We start from the raw sequence: 17,696 nt of genomic DNA, 5'->3' as shown, positions 1-17,696 counted from the left end.
CATCAAGGCGCACGCGACCGCGCGCGTCAAATTGGTACCAGAGTCCAACCGCGACTCTCCCGACGAAGTGGAATATGCCTTCGGGTCCTTTCCACCGAGCGATCCCAGCCACCACGGTCCTGAACGGTAGGACATTACATTTACTTTAAGACGTCCTCAACAGATTGCCCTTTCGCTTCTCTCAGTTTTTCAACCTGCTTTTGGGCGTCTTCGATCGCCTTCCCGACCTTCTGTTGCATATTCTTCATGGCTTCGATCTGCATCTCAAATTTTTTGATAAATTCGTCATCGATGACCATTTCATCCTCCAACTACGCGTAGCTCAACGGCTGCCGAGCTCTAAAATAGAGTGATCGGCTGAAACCACCAATCGAACTCATGATCCCCTGTGGTCTTATTGCGCATTGCCAGGAGCGAGATCCCCAATGCTGGTCCGGCATAGAAGTCTCCGCTTTTCCACCCAGGCTCGGCAGCAGTCCACTGGTTCGGCGTAAAACCTGTCCACGAACTCTGGGCGGTGCTTTGACTGGGTCCCGCCAAGATCGTATCAGCTGGGTTCGCGCCGGTGGTAGACTGCACTACCCAGGCCTCGACCCACGTGGGCTCAAAGTTTGGGTGGAGGCCCGTCATCGGACCCGTCGGCCACTCGACTCGACCGTTCGAAAGTTTCTGAAGTGGTGCCCAATTGGCTGGCATGACAAATCTCCAATCTTTGCCGGCGCGAGTTGCCTCGACCGGTACATGGAACAAGAGATGAAGCGGAACTAACCTGTCCCATTTTTCTTAAAATCGATAGGTTTAAACCTTGTCGGCGAATAGTATCTGATTGTTCCCCTTCAATGGTGTTAGTTTAGTCCATTTTCAATATTGAGACAATTAAACCAATAGTACGAGTTGCGGCGCGGGCCGACATCTTTACCTTTCTCGTAACGACAGTGGTCCCCTCCGCAGAGCGCGTACAGGCTAAAGAAGGACTGGAAAACCAAGACGGAGAAAACGGACTGGTTACGGGCTGGGGCCTGCCTGCCGGACCTGTCATGTGCGCGGGGTTTGTGCAGGATCGAGGCGGGCACAATTCGATTTCACGTCCAGAGAAAGGGCAATGCTGGTCTCTTGTTTCGCGCCGCAGGGGTCGCGACGTTATTTGGAAGTAATCGCGGCCGGAACTGGTACGCTCGAGGATATCGCCGCGATCGCGGCTAGCCAAGATGCTACCGCTTTCAACGTCGAGATGAGCATGCAGGAATTGAGCGGCTATCGCGACGCATTGCGAGAGGCCCGTGGCAAGACTGCTGCCGATCGGCTTGACGCGATCATCTACGGTAAGTTTGGAAAGGACAGGTTGCGCAGGCTGCTTGGGCAGCTCGTGCATTCTTGCAACGGCCTTGACCAATTGCCCGAGAGCGCGCCGGCAGAGGCGGCAGCGATTCTGAAAGCTATCGAAGCGCTCAATGTCCAGATCGCCGGCCTCCATGACGAGATTCTTGGATTTACAAACTGACTTCGCCGAGCGGATCAGCTCAAAGCCATCCTTGATCGCGCCGCCCCTTCTAACTGCCTACGACGCTCGGTTCTTTTAGTTTCAGATGTTGGCTTTAACACGGATCGCAACGTTCTATCGTTCATAAGCTTAGGGCCCACTCTGGCAACGTCTGCTTTCAGGTGGCACTAAATTCGATGTGAATGACCGACATGGGGCGCTTTACGGTCCGGCAGCTACCGACCCCTAAGCCGTCACCCGTCAATTTCCACTTCCGCTTCGCAGTTTACGGGCGCATTCAAAGCGATGGCCATGCCGATGGACGAACGGGCGTGGGCGCCAGCGTCAGGCCCGTACAGCTCCAGTATCAAATCGGAATAACCGTTTGTGACCAGCGGCGTCTCATTGAAACCCGGAGCAACATTCACCATGGCGAAGACGCGCAGCCAAGCCGTAACCCGATCGAGGTTTCCGACAGCCCGCTTGAGGCTCGCGAGATGAGCCAGGGCAACGAGCCGCGCTGACGCGTAACCCTGCTCTGGCGACACCTCGGTCCCGACCTTGCCGAGGGGTTTTGCCAATGTCCCATCCTGGTTGCACGCGACGTGCCCCGAGATGTAGGACCCAGGCGAAAGGCATACGCAGCCCCTCGCGAACTTTCAGAGGCTCGGGCAGTTCCAGACCCATAGCGGCCAGACGTTGTTCGATGATGGCCATGGCGCACCACCCGGCCTGATTAGGGTACGATGTCGTCGAGTTCCGGCATCAGCACGACGCTCTCGTTCGCTGCGGGGTCGTTGCGGGCACCGAGGAACTCGGCGGTTTCCGTGCTGCGATTGACGGCCACGTGCGGAACGCCGGCCGGAATGAACAGGTAGTCGCCGGGGAAGACCTTTTCGCACCGTTCGAGCCCGGCCCCCGACCAAATCTCGATCTCTTTGCCTGCGGTCATAAGCAGGGCCGTCTCGTGTCCCTGATGGCGATGGGCGCTGGTTCGTCTCCCTGCGGGTAGCGATATCATCCCGAGCCACAGCTCGCTGGATCCGACGCTCTCCGCCGAGACTCCCGAGCGATAGACAGACCCCTGCTCGGCGACATAGCTGTCACTCCCGCGTACGATTTCCGCGGTTAATGCATGAGAATTTTTCGGTTGCATTGCTTGGTTCTTCATCGCTCCTACCACCTCAATTGCTGCACGGAACTGAATCTGCGCGCGGAGCCGGCACAAGTCCTTAAACGAGCGCCGAAAAATTCCGAAAAACTGCGAAACGGGCGTATCATTGCCAATCATGAACGCACAGCACCTTGTATTCGGCCCCTTCGAGTTCATTACCGAGAACGGATGCCTTCTCCGTGACAATCGGCCTGTCGCCATCGGCGCCCGCGGCGCTTCGCTGCTTGCCGTTCTGCTCGCGGCAGATGGGCGTGTCGTCGCCAAGTCGACGCTGATGGATGCCGTTTGGCCGGGCCTCGCCGTCGAGGAGAGTAATCTTTCCGTTCAGATTGCTGCCCTTCGCAAGCTGCTCGGCCCGGCATCAGACGGCGGCGACTTGATCGTCACGGTCCCACGGGTCGGATACAGATTCTCCGGTCCGGTGGAGAGCCGGACCGACGGACCCGGTAGCGAAGGGCATGGGGAGGCGAGATCCAGCCCCGCGATTGCAGTACTGCCTTTCGAGAATCTTGGCGGCGATGCCGAGAGACAATATCTGGCCGACGGTATCGCCGACGACCTGATCATGGCGCTCGCTCGGTTCCGATGGTTCCGTGTCGCGTCGCGTGGGGCGAGTTTCGCAAGGAGGAATGGCTCGAGGGATCCGAAGTCTATCGCGAACGAACTTGGCGTCGATTTTCTGGTGGATGGAGCCATCCGGCGTACCGGCGATCGGATTCGGATATCGGTGCACCTCGCCGACGCAATGAAGGGCGCCACGGTCTGGTCCGAACATTACGATCTTCAGGTGGCCGAGGTATTTGCGGTGCAGGACGCCATCGCCGAGCGGATCGCAGCGGCAGTTGAGCCCGAGCTGCTGTTGCGGCATGGACTTCAGGTTGCCCCGCACACCGGCAACGTGACCGCCTGGGAACTTGTACGGCAAGGTACATTCAATTTTCACAAGGTAACGCAGCCAACCCACCTTCTCGCAAGGCGATTCTTCCGAGAGGCCGCGGAGCTCGATCCCTTGCTTCCAGAGGCGCAGATCTGGCGGGCGCGGGTCAACGCAGGCCTCATCGCCTATGGCTGGACGGAAAATCCCGCCGCGGACGGGAAGGAAGGACTCGATGCGGCCTTGCGGGCGATATATCTCGACGCCCGGAATCCGTATGCGCACTATTCGCTGGCGATTGTCTCGGCCTACACAGGCAGGGCTGACCAGGCGATCCTTGCAGCGGAGCGGTCCATCGAACTTGGTCCGAGCTTCGCCTTGGGGTATCTCGTCCTCGGCATGGCCCGTCTTTTCGTGGGCGATGCGGCCGGCGCGCGAAAGCCGCTGGCTCGCGGCCTCGAACTCAACCCCCATGATCCGCAGAATGCGGTCTGGTTCAGTCTCTTGATCCTTGCGCTGTTCTTTTCGGGCGACGTCGAGGGCGCGCTTGACACGGGGCGTGCGGCGTTAAAGGCGCGGCCTGGCTGGCCGGCGCTGCTCCGCATTCAGGCGTGCTGCCACACGGCCTTGGGACATAGTCAGGAGGCTCGCCGCTTCGCCGCCGCTGCAGGCGATCTCCCGGAGCCTGCCGGCGATGCGCTTGGTCCGTTCAGAGATGGCAACAAGGAATGGGCAACCCGCCTCGAGGGCCTGCTGCGAGAAGCGGAACATCAAACGACCGGTTCCGGTCGTAACGCCATCTTTCCTGAAGTCTAGGCAAACGACCGCTTTCCACCCCTAAGTGGACTTCATCATCGCCAAATTAAACGACAGCTTTGGGCATCGGGCGATCCTAATTGAATGGCTGGGATAGGGCGCATAGCCGCCCACTCGAACTGCTAGAACCAGAAACATTTTCCCCAAGAGGCACGGCCCCGCTGGGTGCGAGGCCGCACTCTGTCAAATCTCTGTATGCTCCGCTAGTTCCAGCGCATCCTCAATGTCCACACCAAGATACCTGACCGTGTTCTCGATTTTGGTATGTCCAAGCAGGATCTGGATTGCACGAAGATTGCCCGTCACTCTGTAGATCATCGCGGCCTTCGTGCGTCGAAGCGAGTGTGTCCCGTAGTCTTCGCGTTTTAGCCCAATTGCAGTTACCCACTCATCGACCAATCGGGCATACTGGCGAGTGCTGAGATGATGGGAATGATCGACTCGACTGGGAAAGACGTAGTCGTCAATTGTTCCACCTCTCCGTTCAAGCCACGCAAGCAGACTTGCCCTGACGTCGGCTGTGATCTCGAACTGTACAGGACGACCGGTCTTTTGCTGGATGACCATGGCGCGGGTTCGAATTTCTTGACCTGTGACGAGGGTTCTGATTTTGATCTTAACAAGATCGCAGCCTCGGAGCTTACTGTCTATTGCTAGATCAAACAGCGCGCGATCTCTCATGCGCCCCTCCCGGTCGAGGAAGAAGCGAATCGCCCAGATCTGGCGCTGCTTCAGGGGTTTTTTGATGCCGACTTTTCGGCCGGCGTTCCAGGCCGGTCGGCCCAATGCGGCAGGATCGTATTGTGCAATACCCATTTGAGTTCTCCTTCGGCCACCATTGGCCCTCAAGAAAACGTTTGATCTTAAGTATTCACGGGGCCGACTACCGACTGTCCGCTGCTGGCTAACCGAGATGAAAGCGGACACAAAACCGCCAGGGTCTGGAATACAGCCCAAAGCGGTCGAAAATGGACTTCTCCCGCATAGGCACAGTTACGCGGCCTCGCCTCGAAGACGTAGTACATCCTTGGATGGCGGTAAACCGAACTGTCGGGCATATTCCCTGCTGAACTGGTTCGGGCTTTCGTAGCCGACACCGAACGCCACCGAAGTAGCGTTTCCTTCTCCGGCCATAAGAAGCGTCCGCGCATGCAACAGCCGGACTTGCTTCTGGCCAAACACGACGCGCCCCATGCCTGCCCAATAGATCGCGCCTAAGCACATGGCCACTAGCGCTGTGTTGAATTGGCAGTCAGGGAGATGTCCTCGTAAGCGAACGCCTTTGGCGGAAGGCTCCCCGCACCCATTGTAAATGAGACAGGCCGACTTCTTGAGTGTATATTGTTGAAACTGCATGTCGGGGGTTTTGAATGCACATTGCTGCAATCCGGGACTTGACCGCCAAGGTAAGCGTCCTGCTGGCGTTGAGCCTCGCTTTATTGTACGCGTCTCTCACGCCTTCGCAAGCGCAGAGCGTAGCTGCGCCGCCCCCTCCAGCCAAGGTTGAGGAACTGATCAAACTCCTGGACGATCCGGATGTCAAAGCCTGGATCACCGCAAAGGGTGCGCCGCAGGCGGCGGAGACTCCGGCCGCGCCTGCAGCGGATGAGATTATGCTTTGGTCGAACGCCGTTCGAGCGCATTTGCGGGGACTGGGGCAAGCCGTTCCGGCAATTCCTGCCGAGTTTTCGGGGGCAAGCTCCACGATAATGACCGAGATCAACGGGAGAGGTCCGGGAGCAATCCTGCTCCTGTTCGGCGCATTTGCGGCCCTCGGCTTCGGCGCCGAATTTGTCTTCCGGCGACTGGTCAGCCAGGCGATACGGCGGAACGTTACACCCGATGCGGTCGAGGGAGGCACGCCCGCACGGCATCACGTGATCGGCCGGTCGATCTTCGCAGCCATCGCACCCTTGGTGGTCTTTGCTTTGGCCAGCATCGGTGCGTTTCTTGCTTTCACCTGGCCCCCGCTGCTGGCCATGCTTGTCCTTCCCATGCTCGTCGGCCTGATTGCCTGGCGCGTGATCACGCGGTTGACCGCCATTCTCCTGGGATTTCATCGCGGGCAATCACCTGCAGGTGAGCACGGCAAAATGCGTCTCATTCCGATGGATGATGTGATGGCCGGCTTCTGGTATCGGCGCGTTGCCTTGTTCACAGGCATCTTCTTTACGGGATGGGCGGCCGCCAGAGTGATGACCGCACTCAATTTCACACCCAACGTCAAGAGCCTGATCGTCTACTTCATCGGTCTTGGTCTGCTGGCGGTTGCACTCGAAACCGTTTGGAACCGCCCGGAAGCCCCTATTGCTTCAAGAGCCTACCGCGTCAAGGAGTGGCTGCTCACATTCTATCTGTGCCTGCTATGGCTATTGTGGGTTGCCGGCATGAGCCTGGCTTTGTGGGTCGGCATATATGTACTCATCCTGCCACCGATTCTGAAAACGACCAGCACGATCGTGAAATCGTTCTTCTCGGGGCCTGACGATACGGCAAAGGCCAGGAACCCGATCTTTGAGGTTCTCATAGAGCGGGGCGCCAGGGTGATTGTCATCGCACTTGCTGTCACCTGGCTCGCAGCCGTCGTGCGATTTCGTGCAAGCGGATTGGTGGAGGACGAGGCTGCCAGCCGGATGATCCGCGGCGTATTGGGCGGCGTGGTGGTCCTGCTCGCCGCCGACCTGATCTGGCATATGGTCAAGGGCATCATCAATCAGCGCATCGAGCGCGCCCGCATCGAAGGCGGCGATGAAGCTGCGCTGGCCCGCAGCGGACGGCTGATGACCCTGCTGCCGATCCTGCGCAATTTCCTGGCCGTGCTGATCGCCGCCATCGCCGTCATGATGGTCTTGTCCGGGCTTGGCGTGGCGATCGGTCCATTGATTGCCGGCGCCGGAATATTCGGCGTTGCTATCGGCTTCGGCTCGCAGGCGCTGGTCAGGGACATCATCAGCGGGGTGTTCTATATGACAGATGATGCGTTTCGGGTGGGGGAATATATCCAGAGCGGCAGCTACAAGGGCACTGTCGAATCCTTCAGCATCCGCTCCGTCAAACTGCGCCACCATCGAGGCCCGGTTTTCACCGTTCCCTTCGGGTTATTGGGCGCGGTGCAGAACATGAGCCGCGATTGGGCCATCGACAAATTTTTCATCTCTGTCAGCTACGACGCGGACATCGCCAAAGTCAAAAAGCTGGTGAAGGGCGTCGGTGCAGCGCTGCTCGAAGATGAAGAACTCGGCCCGCAAATCATCGAAACGGTAAAAATGAAGGGCGTGGAGGAGTTCGGCGATTATGGCATCAAGCTGAGCTTCGCCATGATGACGAAACCCGGCCACCAATCCACCATCCGGCGACGTGCTTACGCGATGATACGCGAAGCGTTCGCGGAGAACGGTATCGGATTTGCCTCACCGACGGTGCAGGTCGCTGGCGAGGAGCATTCGGGAGCTGCAGTGGCCGCTGCGGGCGAAACGATCGCACGCAAGAAGGCCACTGAAGCAAAATTGAAATTGGTGGAGGGTGAAAGCTGAGCTGACGGCGCCACTGCCAGAAACAAGTCTTCTGACCCAGACCAAAAAGTGCTGTCGGGTTAGTGACAGCGACCAGCACCAGCGCACATGCACCGCACCTTTTCAGCCATCGGGAGCCCATCAACCCAAGCTCTGAGAGGATCGAAAAATGACCGTATACGTGGCCGAGATTTCAGGACGAGGAATTGTCGCTTTTGACGCGGTAACTGAAGATGATGCCAAGGCGCGTCTGTCGGACAAGGGGTTGCGGCGGGACCTGCATGTCTTCCAAAACCAAGGCCGTTCCCTCTGGGATGGTGTCTCGGAAATCACTTTGCGCGGACCCCTCCCGAAGGAGGCCGAGGCCTGGCAAGCTAGCCGCGCGACTGCTGGCCAGTCGGGCGAACCTGGTGGTCACGAGGACTGGCGTATCTTCCTGCTCCCAGTCGTCGATCCTTCGCGATTCGATGATGACGATGATGATGATCGAGACGATGGCGACTGAAGCTCAGACGTTCACAATGCGATGCCAGCGGCTGCATTTGCTGATGTGGGTTGCGCCAGCTGAAACGATCCTGTGACTGCGTTGGGATCGGACCGATATCCGGCGAACGCGATACCAAAGGAAGGCGTATTTCGATGAAAAACAATAGCCCGAAAAGCGATACAATCCACCGCAGCCACACGTTCATCAGCAGCGTTGGCTCTGATTATCGCGTCTGGAACACCAACAGGCGCATCGGCCGGTGAGGCCGAAGCCAAAACAATCCTCAAGGCGATGTCCGACTACCTGGCGGCGCAAAAGACCGGAATTATGTAGCAAAAACCAGTCTTTGCTACATAATTCCGCAAAAGACCACCAATCTTGAGGTCGTCACCCAAGAGCACCAGAAATCATGCTGGCCAGTTCCGGTGCTATGGAAATGGGCAGGCCGGACAAGATCCGCGCGAAGCGCTCGGGCGGATTTGCCAACGTCGAGATGACATTTGACGGAAAGACCCTGACGCTTCTCGGCAACGCTTCGAAAGTACGAGGCGGGCCGGCCTGCAATTGCTGTGCTCTCCAAGAGGTCGCACAGGAGCGTGCTGCCGCTTCTTGGTGTCCCGCATATGACGTATGATTTGACTGGCAACATACCCGATCCCCGTTCCTATACATGGGTATGGGCCTATCGGCGGCAAATGAACGTACTATGACGTTGCGCAAACGAATATCGGCTTCAGGTAAATCCTGATATAGGATGGGGTCTCCTTCGCGCCACATGCGGACGTCGGCTCGACTTGGCAGCATGACCCATTTGGGGCCGGGAGCGGACCGTCCACTATGCGTTTCGATTTCACGGAGAGCGGCCACTCCGCGGCCTGTCCCCTTGGGAATGCCATCTCCAACAGCAATTTCCCCAGCCCATTTTTGGCGTTTGGCACGGGACGTCAGCCGCGCGATATGGACCGCCCCGCGAGGAGCGGAGCGTACGCGGCGAGTCGGTGGGATATGAACTCTGTGAAAAGCCGCACGCGCTTCGTCTTGCGTGTCTCCCCCTGCGTGAGAAGCCAGATCGTCGCAGGTGATTTCAGATCGATGCCCGGAATTCTCGCCAGCAAGTGATCGGCATCTCCGACGAAACAGGGCAGTTTGGTCATGCCGATCCCTTGCCTTACCGCAGCGATCTGCGCGTCGGCGTCCGGCGTCCTGAACGGAACCCCTGTGGCGAGAAACTCCCCTTGGTCGACCCAGTTCGGAACAGCCTGACCGCCGATGACGATGGGCCGGATTGGATCCGGCGCACCCGCACGCCACGCGGCCAGTCTATCGCGGGACATATAAACACCCGCGAGCAGATCCGGACCTTTCAGGCCATGAAGATTGAGCGGCAGGGTCTTGCGATCGGAGACCATCCGGATTGCCACATCCGCCTCCCGGTTGGTCAGATTCACGACCTCGCCGGTCGATACGATCTCCATCTCGATGTCCGGATGCAGACGCGCAAAATCTGCGATATCCGGCATGAGCAGGTGTGTCGCAAGGAACGGGGGCAGCGTCACCCGTAGAAGCCCGCGTACGCTCTGATCGCGCCCGAAGACGCGCGTCTCCAGTTGGTGCGACGAGGCTTCCATCTGATTCGCGAACTCGAGAACCTCCTCGCCCGCGGCCGTCAGGCGGTAGCCCGAAGGCAGCTTTTCGAACATCTGCGCCCCGAGGTGCTCCTCGAGCTGAGCAATGCGTCGCAGCACGGTCGAGTGGTTGACTCCCAGGCTCTTGGCGGCAGCCCGCACTGAGCCGCCACGTGCGGCGGCAAGAAAGTAGCGAACGTCATCCCAGTCGATCATGGTCCATTCCCGCGCCGCATGGGGCGGCTTCCAAAGACCAGTCTACCCTACTGGGCCGGATTGCGCATGGCCGTCGCTGCGTTCGATCACGTAAGTGGATCGTTTTCGCACCACGGACACGCGCGATTGCGCACTCACCGCTTGGCGCCGGCGACCCCATATCGAGGCTGTCGGAGGATGTCTCCGCAAAAGCGACGACCCGAGACGCGACACAAGGAATGAATGACATGATCAGATTGAATGGAAAGACCGCCGTGATCACGGGCGGCGCCACCGGTATCGGCCTCGCCGCTGCAAGGCGCTTCATCGAGGAGGGTGCCTTCGTCTTCATCTACGGCCGTCGGCAGCAAGCACTCGATGCGGCTGTGGCCGAGCTTGGACCCAACGCCCGCGCGGTGAAGGGCTCGGTCTCGGATGAGGCCGATCTGGATCGGCTCTACGCGGCGGTGAAAGCCGAGCGCGGAAGCCTCGACATCGTCTTCGCCAATGCCGGGGCCGGAAGTCCGCTTCCTCTCGGCCAGATCACCGCCAAGCACATCGACGACACTTTCGACACCAACGTGAAGGGCACGATCTTCACGGTCCAGAAGGCGCTACCACTGATGGGCCCGGGCGGTTCGATCATCCTGACGGGATCGAGCGCCGGGACCACCGGCGCCCCGGAATTCACTGCCTACAGCGCCAGCAAGGCAGCCGTGCGCAATCTCGCACGGACCTGGGCGGAGGATCTGAAGGGTACCGGTATCCGGGTCAACGTGCTGTCGCCCGGCGCGACGGCGACCGAACTCGCGAAGGAAGCGCTCGGAGAGGAGGGCCAAAAGGCCTACGGCGCGATGACCCCGCTCCAGCGCATGGCCGCTCCGGCGGAGATCGCGGCCGCGGCCGCCTTCCTCGCGTCGGACGACAGCAGCTTCATGACCGCCAGCGAAGTCGCCGTCGACGGCGGCCTTGCTCAACTCTGACCCCGGCGCGGTTCCGTGCCTAACTCACACACAACGTAGGACAAAAGATTATGAAAGCACTCGAAGGTAAAATCGCAGTCATCACGGGCGGAAGCAGCGGGATCGGCTTGGCCACAGTCAAGCGTTTCGTGGAAGAAGGTGCGAAGGTCGTGATCATTGGGCGACGCGAGAAAGCCTTACAAGAGGCCGCGGCGCTTATCGGGAAAAACGTGACAACAGTCGTGGGCGACGTCTCGCGCTTGGAAGATCTGGACCGGCTCTACGCCACCGTGAAGGAGAAACATGGTCACATCGACATTCTCTTCGCAAACGCGGGCGCAGGTACAGTCGCGCCGCTCGCGGCAGCTACTGAGGCCCATTTTGACCAGACCTTCGATGTTAACGTGAAGGGCCTGTTCTTTACGGTGCAGAAGGCCCTTCCCATCTTCAAAGACGGCGGATCGATCATTCTGAACTCTTCGGTCGCGAATGTGATGGGGCTGCCAGCGTTCAGCGCCTACGCAGCTAGCAAGGCGGCTGTTCGCAGCTTCTCGCGGTCTTGGACCCAAGAGCTGAAGGACCGCAATATCCGCGTCAATACGATGAGCCCCGGCGCGATCGAGACTCCCGCCTTGGCGACAACGACCGGCCTCACCGCTGAGCAAGCCGAGGAGGCGGTGGCCCAGTTTGCTGCACAGATCCCAATGGGTCGCAGGGGCAAGCCAGAGGAAATCGCGGCTGCGCTCACGTTCCTTGCCTCCGATGAAAGCTCCTACATCACCGGTATAGATCTCGCCGTCGATGGTGGTTGGGCGCAGGTCTGACCCAACCTTAACACAGGATCGGAGAAGCATTATGAGCTACTCAATCATCGGCTTCGGCAATATCGGCCGAGCTCTGGCCAAGGCCTTTTCACGCAAGGGCATCGAAGTATCTGTTGCAACCACGCGGGACCCGGAAAGCTTTGCAGCTGATGCGGCCGCGATCGGGCCCAAGGTCATTGCTAGAACACTAGCGGAAGCCGTCAAGGCGGATATCATCTTCTTGGCAGTCCGTTTCGAGTCGCATCCAGATGTCGCAAAGGTGCTCCCCACCTGGCAGGGGAAGACCATCGTCGATGTGACCAATGCCTACGGCGTGCCCCCTGAGCAACTGGGAGGACAGCCGTCTTCCCAGGCCGTCGCGCAGGTTTTTTCTGGCGCAAGGCTGGTCAAGGGCTTCAACCATCTGCTCGCTGCCACCCTTGGCCAAGATCCGGCCGTGCATGGCGGCAGGAGAGTCGTGTTCCTGGCGAGCGACGATGACGACGCTGCGGCGGAGATTGGTACGCTCGCGGAAAATCTGGGCTTCGCGCCGATCAAGCTTGGCGGGCTATCGGAAGGCGGGCTGCTGGTCCAGGCGCGCGGAAAGAGCTGGGGTCATCTGATCTTCAAGGATTTGGTCAAGTTCGACGGATAAAACGAGGCCCCACCGACAGGACCACGATGTACGGATCGGATCGAACGCGATCCGATCACAGCGAAATGGAGATATTCCCATGAGTATTGAAAAAAACATCCAGACCGCGAAGGACTTCTTCGCCGCGATAGGCCGCGGCGACAGACAGGCTCTGTTGGCGCTGGTTGCCGAAGACATCAAGTGGATCATTCCGGGCGAGGACTGGCCGCTGGCCGGCACCTACCGGGGGCACGCGGGACTAGCAGATTTGCTGGATACGGCGTCCAGGTCGATGGAAACCTCCACGGAACCCCGGGAGTTTGTCGCACAAGGAGACCGGGTTCTCATCGTCGGCTTCGCCAGCGGGAAGGTCAAAGCCACGAACAAGCCGTTCGAGGACGACTGGATCTTCGCCATCACGGTCCGGGACGGCAGACTGACCAGCATCCAGGAATACATAGACACGCAAGCGTTGGCACGCGCCGCGCAGATGGACGCGTCCGGGCCCGTATAGCGCAGGCCTTCTGCAACCATCGGCTTTCGCCGAAGGTGAATGAGCGGATCGCCGTCTCGCGTGCCGCGCGCTCGTCGAATACCCAACCGTAAAGGAGATTCCGATGTACGACCAATCCAAACTATCCGAGTTGATCCGGTTCGCACGCATTGATGCGGGTGCCACCGTCATCGACGTTTATCCAGGCGCCGGCGACTGGACGCGCCTGTTCTCCGACGTCGTTGGACCCGAAGGTCGAGTCACCAGCTTCGTGCCGGCCGAAGTCGCGCACTTCAAGAACGATCCGGTCGGCCTCCTGCGAACTATCGCGCAAGAGCCAGGCCGGGAAAACGTCGAAGCCGTCTCAGCGGACCTCGTGGCAATGCCGGAGATCACGCAGCCAGCGGATGTCCTGTGGCTGCACCTGTTCTACCACGATCTCCACACCGCGCTGATGCAGGCAAGGGGCGCGACGGCGGCTAACTTCAATCGAGCTGTCTACGAGCGGCTGAAGCCCGGTGGGTTCTACGTCATTGTCGATCACGCCGCCGCCGCCGGAGCCGGCACAGGTGATGCCCAGTCATTGCATCGCATCGACCCTGCCTCCGTACGCGAGGAGGTGGAGGCTGCCGGCTTCGTACTGGATGCGGAAAGTACCCTGCTCGCTAACGGGAACGATCCACACGCGATCAAGGTCTTCGATCCCTTGATCAAGAGCGAGACCGATCGCTTCGCATATCGGTTCGTGAAGCCCTGACAGAGGCCGGCGCCAACCTCAAGTCGACCTCCCAAGGATGCCAGGATACTGCTCAACTGCGCCAGTCTGCAGCAACGTCAGCTTTCGGAACTCGCTGGAGAGCTGCAAAGGTCAAGCTTCAGGGCGCGAAGCGGAAATCAAGGCAGTCCATGCCGCGGGGGGTGAGCTGTCTCGGCTCGAATTCAACTGGCGTCATGCGTCCGAGGATATTAATGAGCGCGATTACGCGGCCTGCAGTTGTAACTGCATCGACAATCGCGGCACGAACGGGCCTTCGCCCGCTGTCACTCTCGTTTTGACGCGTAACCTTCCAGCATACGATCGACGTCAGATAGCTGCCGATAGAGTTCGTCTAGCATATCGTCGACGACATTCATCTTTTCACCCGCCACGGCGAAATCTCCTGTGAGGCACCGCGAACCTTGGAGTCCGAGACCGTCTCCAAGATCAAGTCGAGCCCATCGTAGCGATAACGGGCATGAGCAAGCGCATCTTTGATGTCGATGACGTGCCTGCGAAATGGATCAAGCACTTCGCCTAAATCAATCTTCATCCTGGGATCTCCACTATTCGAACGATGATTTTTAGTTCTGCTTTGCCTGTACATTCGGAAATAGATTGTAGCCGCCATGGATTGCATTGATCGCCAAGACGACGCCGTGACGCGCAGGCGGGCTCGCGCACACCTATGGACGTCCTGGGGGCTGCTCCTGCGGAAACTTGTTTTCATGGACGATTGCCACCGCCTGCTCGAGCTTGTCTCTCACCTCGAAACCGATCCAGTGTCCGTCCATCAAATGCGTTTGCCTGGCGCAGGCGAGGAAATAGTTCCCGGCCGGCTGCGCAACAAAGTTGAGTTGTCTCCGCTCATTGGTTTTGATTCCCTCTGGCGGATCGGTGTACGCGCCAAAGATCGCATCTTTGGCCGTCAACTTCACTGGCATCTCTGACTGAGCATAGACCCTGGTCACCATGAGGCTGTGCCGGAAAGACGAGGAGCCATTGATGAACTCGATCTGTACCGACCATTTTGCTGGCACCATGATCATAAGATTGCCGCCCCAGTAGCCGTTGAAGTCGATTATGTCGGTCCGGATATTATCCCTGCGGTACCGCTCGACCTGGTTCCAATCGGCAACAATCTCTATAGCCACTGTCTTGGCTGTGGGATCGTTCTTGATCCAACTGGGGACGAAAGGCTCTCCAGCCAGTGCAATTCCGGGCAACAATCCCAAGGCGAAGGCAAGAAGGGTAAGGTGGGCAAAGCGCGCCATCGCAATCACAGGCTCCTCCCGCGGCATGGCGCGTAAGCGACCGCAACCGAAGTCAACTAGGCCTAGCCTTTAATGAAGAAAATACTCTCAAAGTGATTTCCACACCAGCAGCCCCCCGTTGCCGCTTGTGGGCACGAAGCGGAAATTGAGCCGCTCGTGCGTCGGAGGGGTGAGTTGTCTCTTCTCGAATTCAACTGGCGTCATACGTCCGAGGACATCAATGAGCGCAATTACGCGGCCGGCATTTGTAACCGCATCGACGACACCACGAAAGGTGACAAACATCCCTCTGGCGTGATGAAGCCCAATTCGCACTCTTCGCAATGAGCATAAATGTCCTGATTTGCGAGATTGCGTTGCAGAATTAGCCATCCTTGGCGGCAACTCGGGCATTGTCCGACGTGGTAAAGCTCAGTCATTGATTGGGCCGCTGATCATCATGCGCGATTACGTCATAAACCTCGATGTGCCGCAAGCGAGCGCTCATTTCAGAAGCAATCTTCTGTACTCTAACTCGGCACTTCCATACGAACCATCAGCGAGTTTAATCAACCCAGCCCTGCTAAGAATCGAGATCGCGCCCCGCCTTGTGCTGATGAGTCTGGTTTCTTCAAACCTGTTTAGCGTTTCGGTGAGATATGGCCTTCTTGTTCCAAGCGTGGCGGAAAGCGTTTCATGCGTCAGACCAAGTTGCCCATCGATACGGTCATGGATCATCAGCAATTGGCGGGCGAGTCTGGCTCCGACTTGATATTGGCTGGCCAACCCCGCTGATGCAGCCTGCGCATGGAATGCCTGCACATACAGCAACAGGTAGCCGCGCAGTGTCTCGCTGCGCAACAGAGCGTCGCGCAATGCGCTGGAAGGCATCGTAAGGCCGGTTGCGGCATCACCACGGAGGTTGTGAGAGACGTTTGCGACGCGCCAAGTACAACACTCGTCCCGGTCATGCCTTCGACACCGGCAATTGTGATCTGGACCTGCGGTCCCGGAGTTCTTCCTGCAATCACGGATACCAAACCCGTCTCGATCAAACCACTTCCGCAATCGACACGTTGGGGCTTTCAATCTCATATCCTAAATGGAACTCGCGTTTCTTCAGATGAGGCGCGAGAAGATCGAAATCTTTCGCGCGCAGGTTTCTCAGGAGCTTGTTTAACGGTTCAGGTCCGGAGATCGCCATGCATTTCCTTGAGAATGAGGTTTAGCAGGATGAGTTGACGGTACTATGCACCGTGCCCGATGTGGAGTCTTAAGCCGCGGGCCGCTATCACCTAGGGATAACTACCTAGATTCGAAGGGGGTACAGTAAGAGCCAGTAAGATTTTAGTGGTCAAATAAACCTGAGCTTAGACAGCCTTGGCTATCCTGCGGCAATGGAACAAGAAGACTATCAGGCCAACTGGCGAGGTGCGCGTCGATATCAATTCGACGAAGAAACACGCTTAAAGAAACTTGCTATGCAGTCGCGGGATCAGGTCGTCAAATTCCGGCGCGTAAAATAGGCTGACCCGGAACAGAAATTGAAGGTCCTTGTTGAAGACCTTCGCCAAGTTGGCTGCTAACCTGTATTGCTGGTGCCATCGCGTTTTGCATTGTTGCGCTCCTTGCGCACAAGGAGCGCAACACCCGTCAGAGATTGGTTGCGGCAGGTCGGATTCGAACCGACGATCTGCTGGTTATTAGCCAGACGAGAAAGATGACCACTTCCCGGCTTGCTCTAAGCTTTGCCGTCGCCTCGAACTTGCAAATAAAGGCGCGGCATTTTTATCCGGCCGATTTAAATGAAGTACTACTTGCCGAGTTCGAACCGATTGACGGCCTCCGGCGCGGTGATCATCATTTCCAGTTTGCCTCCCGCCGACCCCTATTAGCCCATCTCTGCCCGCCCTTCTTCTGAGCAGCCATACGGCAATCCTTGACCTGTTTCGGTCACCCCAGTCCTGAGCAACTGCTGCAAGGGTCCTTCCGGCTATCAGCCGGCGTTCCCGCACGGCAGTGCTCAGTGACGACAAGGCGATCTTCATCATCTGTCTGCGCCCCTTGCTCAACCGTCCCCGCGCCCTGACCGCCACAATTTACAGCCCAGCAAAAACAGCGCACAGTAGCCTTGCGATATGGAGCGCGGCCCTTGATCCGGCCGTCAGCGTCGTCGCAGGGAGGGTGCTATGCCAACGATTATTGGCCATCACAACATCACAAAGGACGCGAACCACTGGCTCACCTCACCGAAGCGCAAGGAGCTTTTCGGTCCGCTCGGGGTGACCAACATCCGAACGTTTGTTGATCCTAAAGATCCGACTCGCGTGGCGGTGATGATGGACGTTCCGGATATTGATGCCTTGCAGGCGGCGATGCAGAGCAAGGCGGCCGCCGATGCGATGGCCTTCGACGGGGTGGTGCCGGAGTCTCTGGTGATCCTCGTCGAATCAAAGGGGTAGTGGTTCCGCCGATATAGGCTCCTGCGGGGTGGCTGTTAAACTTCGCTGACCGCGGAACTGCGGCGGTCCGCTGGCATCCGCCATGGCACATGGCCGAACCATCCGATGATCTGCTCCTCGTGCGTTATAGCTGGGGTAGCGATTGATCGTTTGAAGAATGGAGGATCAA

At 58.4% G+C, this 17,696-nt stretch carries 19 protein-coding genes, 1 tRNA gene and 4 pseudogenes; 11 read left to right on the top strand and 13 right to left on the bottom strand.

Going from position 1 to position 17,696, the window contains the following annotated elements; genetic code table 11:
• Positions 1-140: 140 nt before the first annotated feature.
• Positions 141-299: a hypothetical protein gene (locus CU103_RS31695; RefSeq protein ID WP_170117156.1), complete on the bottom strand. Its 159-nt coding sequence runs from the start codon at positions 297-299 to the stop codon at positions 141-143.
• Between the two features lie 845 nt (positions 300-1,144).
• Here CU103_RS31695 and CU103_RS29875 point away from each other — a divergent pair.
• The gene (locus CU103_RS29875; protein WP_146147898.1) at positions 1,145-1,501 is read left to right on the top strand and encodes a hypothetical protein; all 357 of its coding nucleotides are present in this window, start codon (positions 1,145-1,147) and stop codon (positions 1,499-1,501) included.
• Between the two features lie 233 nt (positions 1,502-1,734).
• Here the strand turns inward: CU103_RS29875 and CU103_RS29870 are convergent.
• Both CU103_RS29870 and CU103_RS29865 read right to left on the bottom strand, forming a co-directional pair.
• A pseudogene (locus CU103_RS29870) lies at positions 1,735-2,197 on the bottom strand (RidA family protein).
• A gap of 19 nt (positions 2,198-2,216) precedes the next feature.
• Positions 2,217-2,651 (bottom strand): cupin domain-containing protein, encoded by a 435-nt coding sequence (locus tag CU103_RS29865; protein WP_106667676.1) that lies wholly within the window; start codon positions 2,649-2,651, stop codon positions 2,217-2,219.
• Positions 2,652-2,769: 118 nt separating this feature from the next.
• Between CU103_RS29865 and CU103_RS29860 the strand changes: the two genes are divergently transcribed.
• Positions 2,770-4,344, top strand: coding sequence for a winged helix-turn-helix domain-containing tetratricopeptide repeat protein (locus CU103_RS29860; RefSeq protein WP_106667665.1), 1,575 nt, complete (start codon positions 2,770-2,772; stop codon positions 4,342-4,344).
• Positions 4,345-4,527: 183 nt separating this feature from the next.
• Here the strand turns inward: CU103_RS29860 and CU103_RS29855 are convergent, their stop codons facing one another.
• Both CU103_RS29855 and CU103_RS29850 read right to left on the bottom strand, forming a co-directional pair.
• Entirely contained in the window at positions 4,528-5,160 is a 633-nt protein-coding gene (locus CU103_RS29855) for a tyrosine-type recombinase/integrase (RefSeq protein WP_106667664.1), read from the bottom strand.
• Between the two features lie 177 nt (positions 5,161-5,337).
• A pseudogene (locus CU103_RS29850) lies at positions 5,338-5,517 on the bottom strand (helix-turn-helix domain-containing protein); the annotation flags it as partial.
• A gap of 197 nt (positions 5,518-5,714) precedes the next feature.
• Here CU103_RS29850 and CU103_RS29845 point away from each other — a divergent pair.
• The 3 genes and pseudogenes from CU103_RS29845 to CU103_RS32955 all read left to right on the top strand — a co-directional run.
• Entirely contained in the window at positions 5,715-7,877 is a 2,163-nt protein-coding gene (locus CU103_RS29845; RefSeq protein WP_106667663.1) for a mechanosensitive ion channel family protein, read from the top strand.
• 148 nt (positions 7,878-8,025) lie between these two features.
• Positions 8,026-8,361: a hypothetical protein gene (locus CU103_RS29840; RefSeq protein ID WP_106667662.1), complete on the top strand. Its 336-nt coding sequence runs from the start codon at positions 8,026-8,028 to the stop codon at positions 8,359-8,361.
• 391 nt (positions 8,362-8,752) lie between these two features.
• Positions 8,753-8,827: pseudogene (locus CU103_RS32955) on the top strand (DUF2092 domain-containing protein); the annotation flags it as partial.
• Here the strand turns inward: CU103_RS32955 and CU103_RS31690 are convergent.
• Both CU103_RS31690 and CU103_RS29830 read right to left on the bottom strand, forming a co-directional pair.
• A pseudogene (locus CU103_RS31690) lies at positions 8,798-8,992 on the bottom strand (Stf0 family sulfotransferase); the annotation flags it as partial. The pseudogenes CU103_RS32955 and CU103_RS31690 sit on opposite strands and share 30 nt — an antisense overlap.
• A gap of 295 nt (positions 8,993-9,287) precedes the next feature.
• Positions 9,288-10,184 (bottom strand): LysR family transcriptional regulator, encoded by an 897-nt coding sequence (locus CU103_RS29830; RefSeq protein WP_106667661.1) that lies wholly within the window; start codon positions 10,182-10,184, stop codon positions 9,288-9,290.
• A 227-nt stretch (positions 10,185-10,411) separates the two neighbouring features.
• Here CU103_RS29830 and CU103_RS29825 point away from each other — a divergent pair, with 227 nt between their 5' ends.
• The 5 genes from CU103_RS29825 (at position 10,412) to CU103_RS29805 (ending at position 13,812) form a co-directional block, all read left to right on the top strand.
• Positions 10,412-11,146: an SDR family NAD(P)-dependent oxidoreductase gene (locus CU103_RS29825; protein WP_106667675.1), complete on the top strand. Its 735-nt coding sequence runs from the start codon at positions 10,412-10,414 to the stop codon at positions 11,144-11,146.
• Between the two features lie 50 nt (positions 11,147-11,196).
• On the top strand, positions 11,197-11,949 hold the full coding sequence (locus tag CU103_RS29820; RefSeq protein ID WP_106667660.1) for an SDR family NAD(P)-dependent oxidoreductase: 753 nt from the start codon (positions 11,197-11,199) through the stop codon (positions 11,947-11,949).
• A 31-nt stretch (positions 11,950-11,980) separates the two neighbouring features.
• Positions 11,981-12,583, top strand: a complete 603-nt coding sequence (locus tag CU103_RS29815) for an NADPH-dependent F420 reductase (RefSeq protein ID WP_106667659.1) — start codon at positions 11,981-11,983, stop codon at positions 12,581-12,583.
• 79 nt (positions 12,584-12,662) lie between these two features.
• A complete protein-coding gene (locus CU103_RS29810; RefSeq protein WP_106667658.1) occupies positions 12,663-13,076 on the top strand; it encodes a nuclear transport factor 2 family protein in 414 nt (137 codons plus the stop codon).
• A 103-nt stretch (positions 13,077-13,179) separates the two neighbouring features.
• On the top strand, positions 13,180-13,812 hold the full coding sequence (locus CU103_RS29805; RefSeq protein ID WP_106667657.1) for a class I SAM-dependent methyltransferase: 633 nt from the start codon (positions 13,180-13,182) through the stop codon (positions 13,810-13,812).
• A 373-nt stretch (positions 13,813-14,185) separates the two neighbouring features.
• Here the strand turns inward: CU103_RS29805 and CU103_RS29800 are convergent, their stop codons facing one another.
• The 6 genes from CU103_RS29800 to CU103_RS31680 all read right to left on the bottom strand — a co-directional run bounded on the left by CU103_RS29800 (position 14,186) and on the right by CU103_RS31680 (position 16,822).
• The gene (locus tag CU103_RS29800; RefSeq protein WP_106667656.1) at positions 14,186-14,365 is read right to left on the bottom strand and encodes a hypothetical protein; all 180 of its coding nucleotides are present in this window, start codon (positions 14,363-14,365) and stop codon (positions 14,186-14,188) included.
• A 133-nt stretch (positions 14,366-14,498) separates the two neighbouring features.
• Complete coding sequence (locus tag CU103_RS29795) at positions 14,499-15,086, bottom strand: sulfocyanin-like copper-binding protein (protein ID WP_245449075.1); 588 nt, start codon at positions 15,084-15,086, stop codon at positions 14,499-14,501.
• 87 nt (positions 15,087-15,173) lie between these two features.
• Positions 15,174-15,371 carry a transcription termination/antitermination protein NusG gene (locus tag CU103_RS29790; protein WP_106667655.1) on the bottom strand — a complete coding sequence of 66 codons (198 nt, stop codon included), beginning with the start codon at positions 15,369-15,371 and terminating at the stop codon, positions 15,174-15,176.
• A gap of 198 nt (positions 15,372-15,569) precedes the next feature.
• Entirely contained in the window at positions 15,570-15,956 is a 387-nt protein-coding gene (locus CU103_RS31685) for a Crp/Fnr family transcriptional regulator (RefSeq protein WP_162707342.1), read from the bottom strand.
• Positions 15,957-16,116: 160 nt separating this feature from the next.
• Positions 16,117-16,269, bottom strand: coding sequence for a hypothetical protein (locus tag CU103_RS31855; RefSeq protein WP_210203857.1), 153 nt, complete (start codon positions 16,267-16,269; stop codon positions 16,117-16,119).
• A 457-nt stretch (positions 16,270-16,726) separates the two neighbouring features.
• Positions 16,727-16,822, bottom strand: a tRNA-Ile gene (locus CU103_RS31680).
• Between the two features lie 432 nt (positions 16,823-17,254).
• Between CU103_RS31680 and CU103_RS29780 the strand changes: the two genes are divergently transcribed.
• The gene (locus tag CU103_RS29780) at positions 17,255-17,527 is read left to right on the top strand and encodes a hypothetical protein (protein ID WP_106667653.1); all 273 of its coding nucleotides are present in this window, start codon (positions 17,255-17,257) and stop codon (positions 17,525-17,527) included.
• Positions 17,528-17,696: the final 169 nt, after the last annotated feature.

Source organism: Phyllobacterium sophorae, from assembly GCF_003010965.1.
Classification (GTDB): Bacteria; Pseudomonadota; Alphaproteobacteria; order Rhizobiales; family Rhizobiaceae; genus Phyllobacterium; species Phyllobacterium sophorae.
This window is presented reverse-complemented; position numbering and strand designations above follow the sequence as displayed.

What these genes read in the sequence shown, in the direction of transcription:
- CU103_RS31695 (WP_170117156.1), bottom strand. Translation starts at nt 299, where the DNA reads ATGGTCATCGATGACGAATTTATCAAAAAATTTGAGATGCAGATCGAA.
- CU103_RS29865 (WP_106667676.1), bottom strand. Translation starts at nt 2,651, where the DNA reads ATGAAGAACCAAGCAATGCAACCGAAAAATTCTCATGCATTAACCGCG.
- CU103_RS29860 (WP_106667665.1), top strand. Translation starts at nt 2,770, where the DNA reads ATGAACGCACAGCACCTTGTATTCGGCCCCTTCGAGTTCATTACCGAG.
- CU103_RS29855 (WP_106667664.1), bottom strand. Translation starts at nt 5,160, where the DNA reads ATGGGTATTGCACAATACGATCCTGCCGCATTGGGCCGACCGGCCTGG.
- CU103_RS29845 (WP_106667663.1), top strand. Translation starts at nt 5,715, where the DNA reads ATGCACATTGCTGCAATCCGGGACTTGACCGCCAAGGTAAGCGTCCTG.
- CU103_RS29840 (WP_106667662.1), top strand. Translation starts at nt 8,026, where the DNA reads ATGACCGTATACGTGGCCGAGATTTCAGGACGAGGAATTGTCGCTTTT.
- CU103_RS29830 (WP_106667661.1), bottom strand. Translation starts at nt 10,184, where the DNA reads ATGATCGACTGGGATGACGTTCGCTACTTTCTTGCCGCCGCACGTGGC.
- CU103_RS29825 (WP_106667675.1), top strand. Translation starts at nt 10,412, where the DNA reads ATGATCAGATTGAATGGAAAGACCGCCGTGATCACGGGCGGCGCCACC.
- CU103_RS29820 (WP_106667660.1), top strand. Translation starts at nt 11,197, where the DNA reads ATGAAAGCACTCGAAGGTAAAATCGCAGTCATCACGGGCGGAAGCAGC.
- CU103_RS29815 (WP_106667659.1), top strand. Translation starts at nt 11,981, where the DNA reads ATGAGCTACTCAATCATCGGCTTCGGCAATATCGGCCGAGCTCTGGCC.
- CU103_RS29810 (WP_106667658.1), top strand. Translation starts at nt 12,663, where the DNA reads ATGAGTATTGAAAAAAACATCCAGACCGCGAAGGACTTCTTCGCCGCG.
- CU103_RS29805 (WP_106667657.1), top strand. Translation starts at nt 13,180, where the DNA reads ATGTACGACCAATCCAAACTATCCGAGTTGATCCGGTTCGCACGCATT.
- CU103_RS29800 (WP_106667656.1), bottom strand. Translation starts at nt 14,365, where the DNA reads ATGAAGATTGATTTAGGCGAAGTGCTTGATCCATTTCGCAGGCACGTC.
- CU103_RS29795 (WP_245449075.1), bottom strand. Translation starts at nt 15,086, where the DNA reads ATGGCGCGCTTTGCCCACCTTACCCTTCTTGCCTTCGCCTTGGGATTG.
- CU103_RS29790 (WP_106667655.1), bottom strand. Translation starts at nt 15,371, where the DNA reads ATGTTTGTCACCTTTCGTGGTGTCGTCGATGCGGTTACAAATGCCGGC.
- CU103_RS31685 (WP_162707342.1), bottom strand. Translation starts at nt 15,956, where the DNA reads ATGCCTTCCAGCGCATTGCGCGACGCTCTGTTGCGCAGCGAGACACTG.
- CU103_RS31855 (WP_210203857.1), bottom strand. Translation starts at nt 16,269, where the DNA reads ATGGCGATCTCCGGACCTGAACCGTTAAACAAGCTCCTGAGAAACCTG.
- CU103_RS29780 (WP_106667653.1), top strand. Translation starts at nt 17,255, where the DNA reads ATGCCAACGATTATTGGCCATCACAACATCACAAAGGACGCGAACCAC.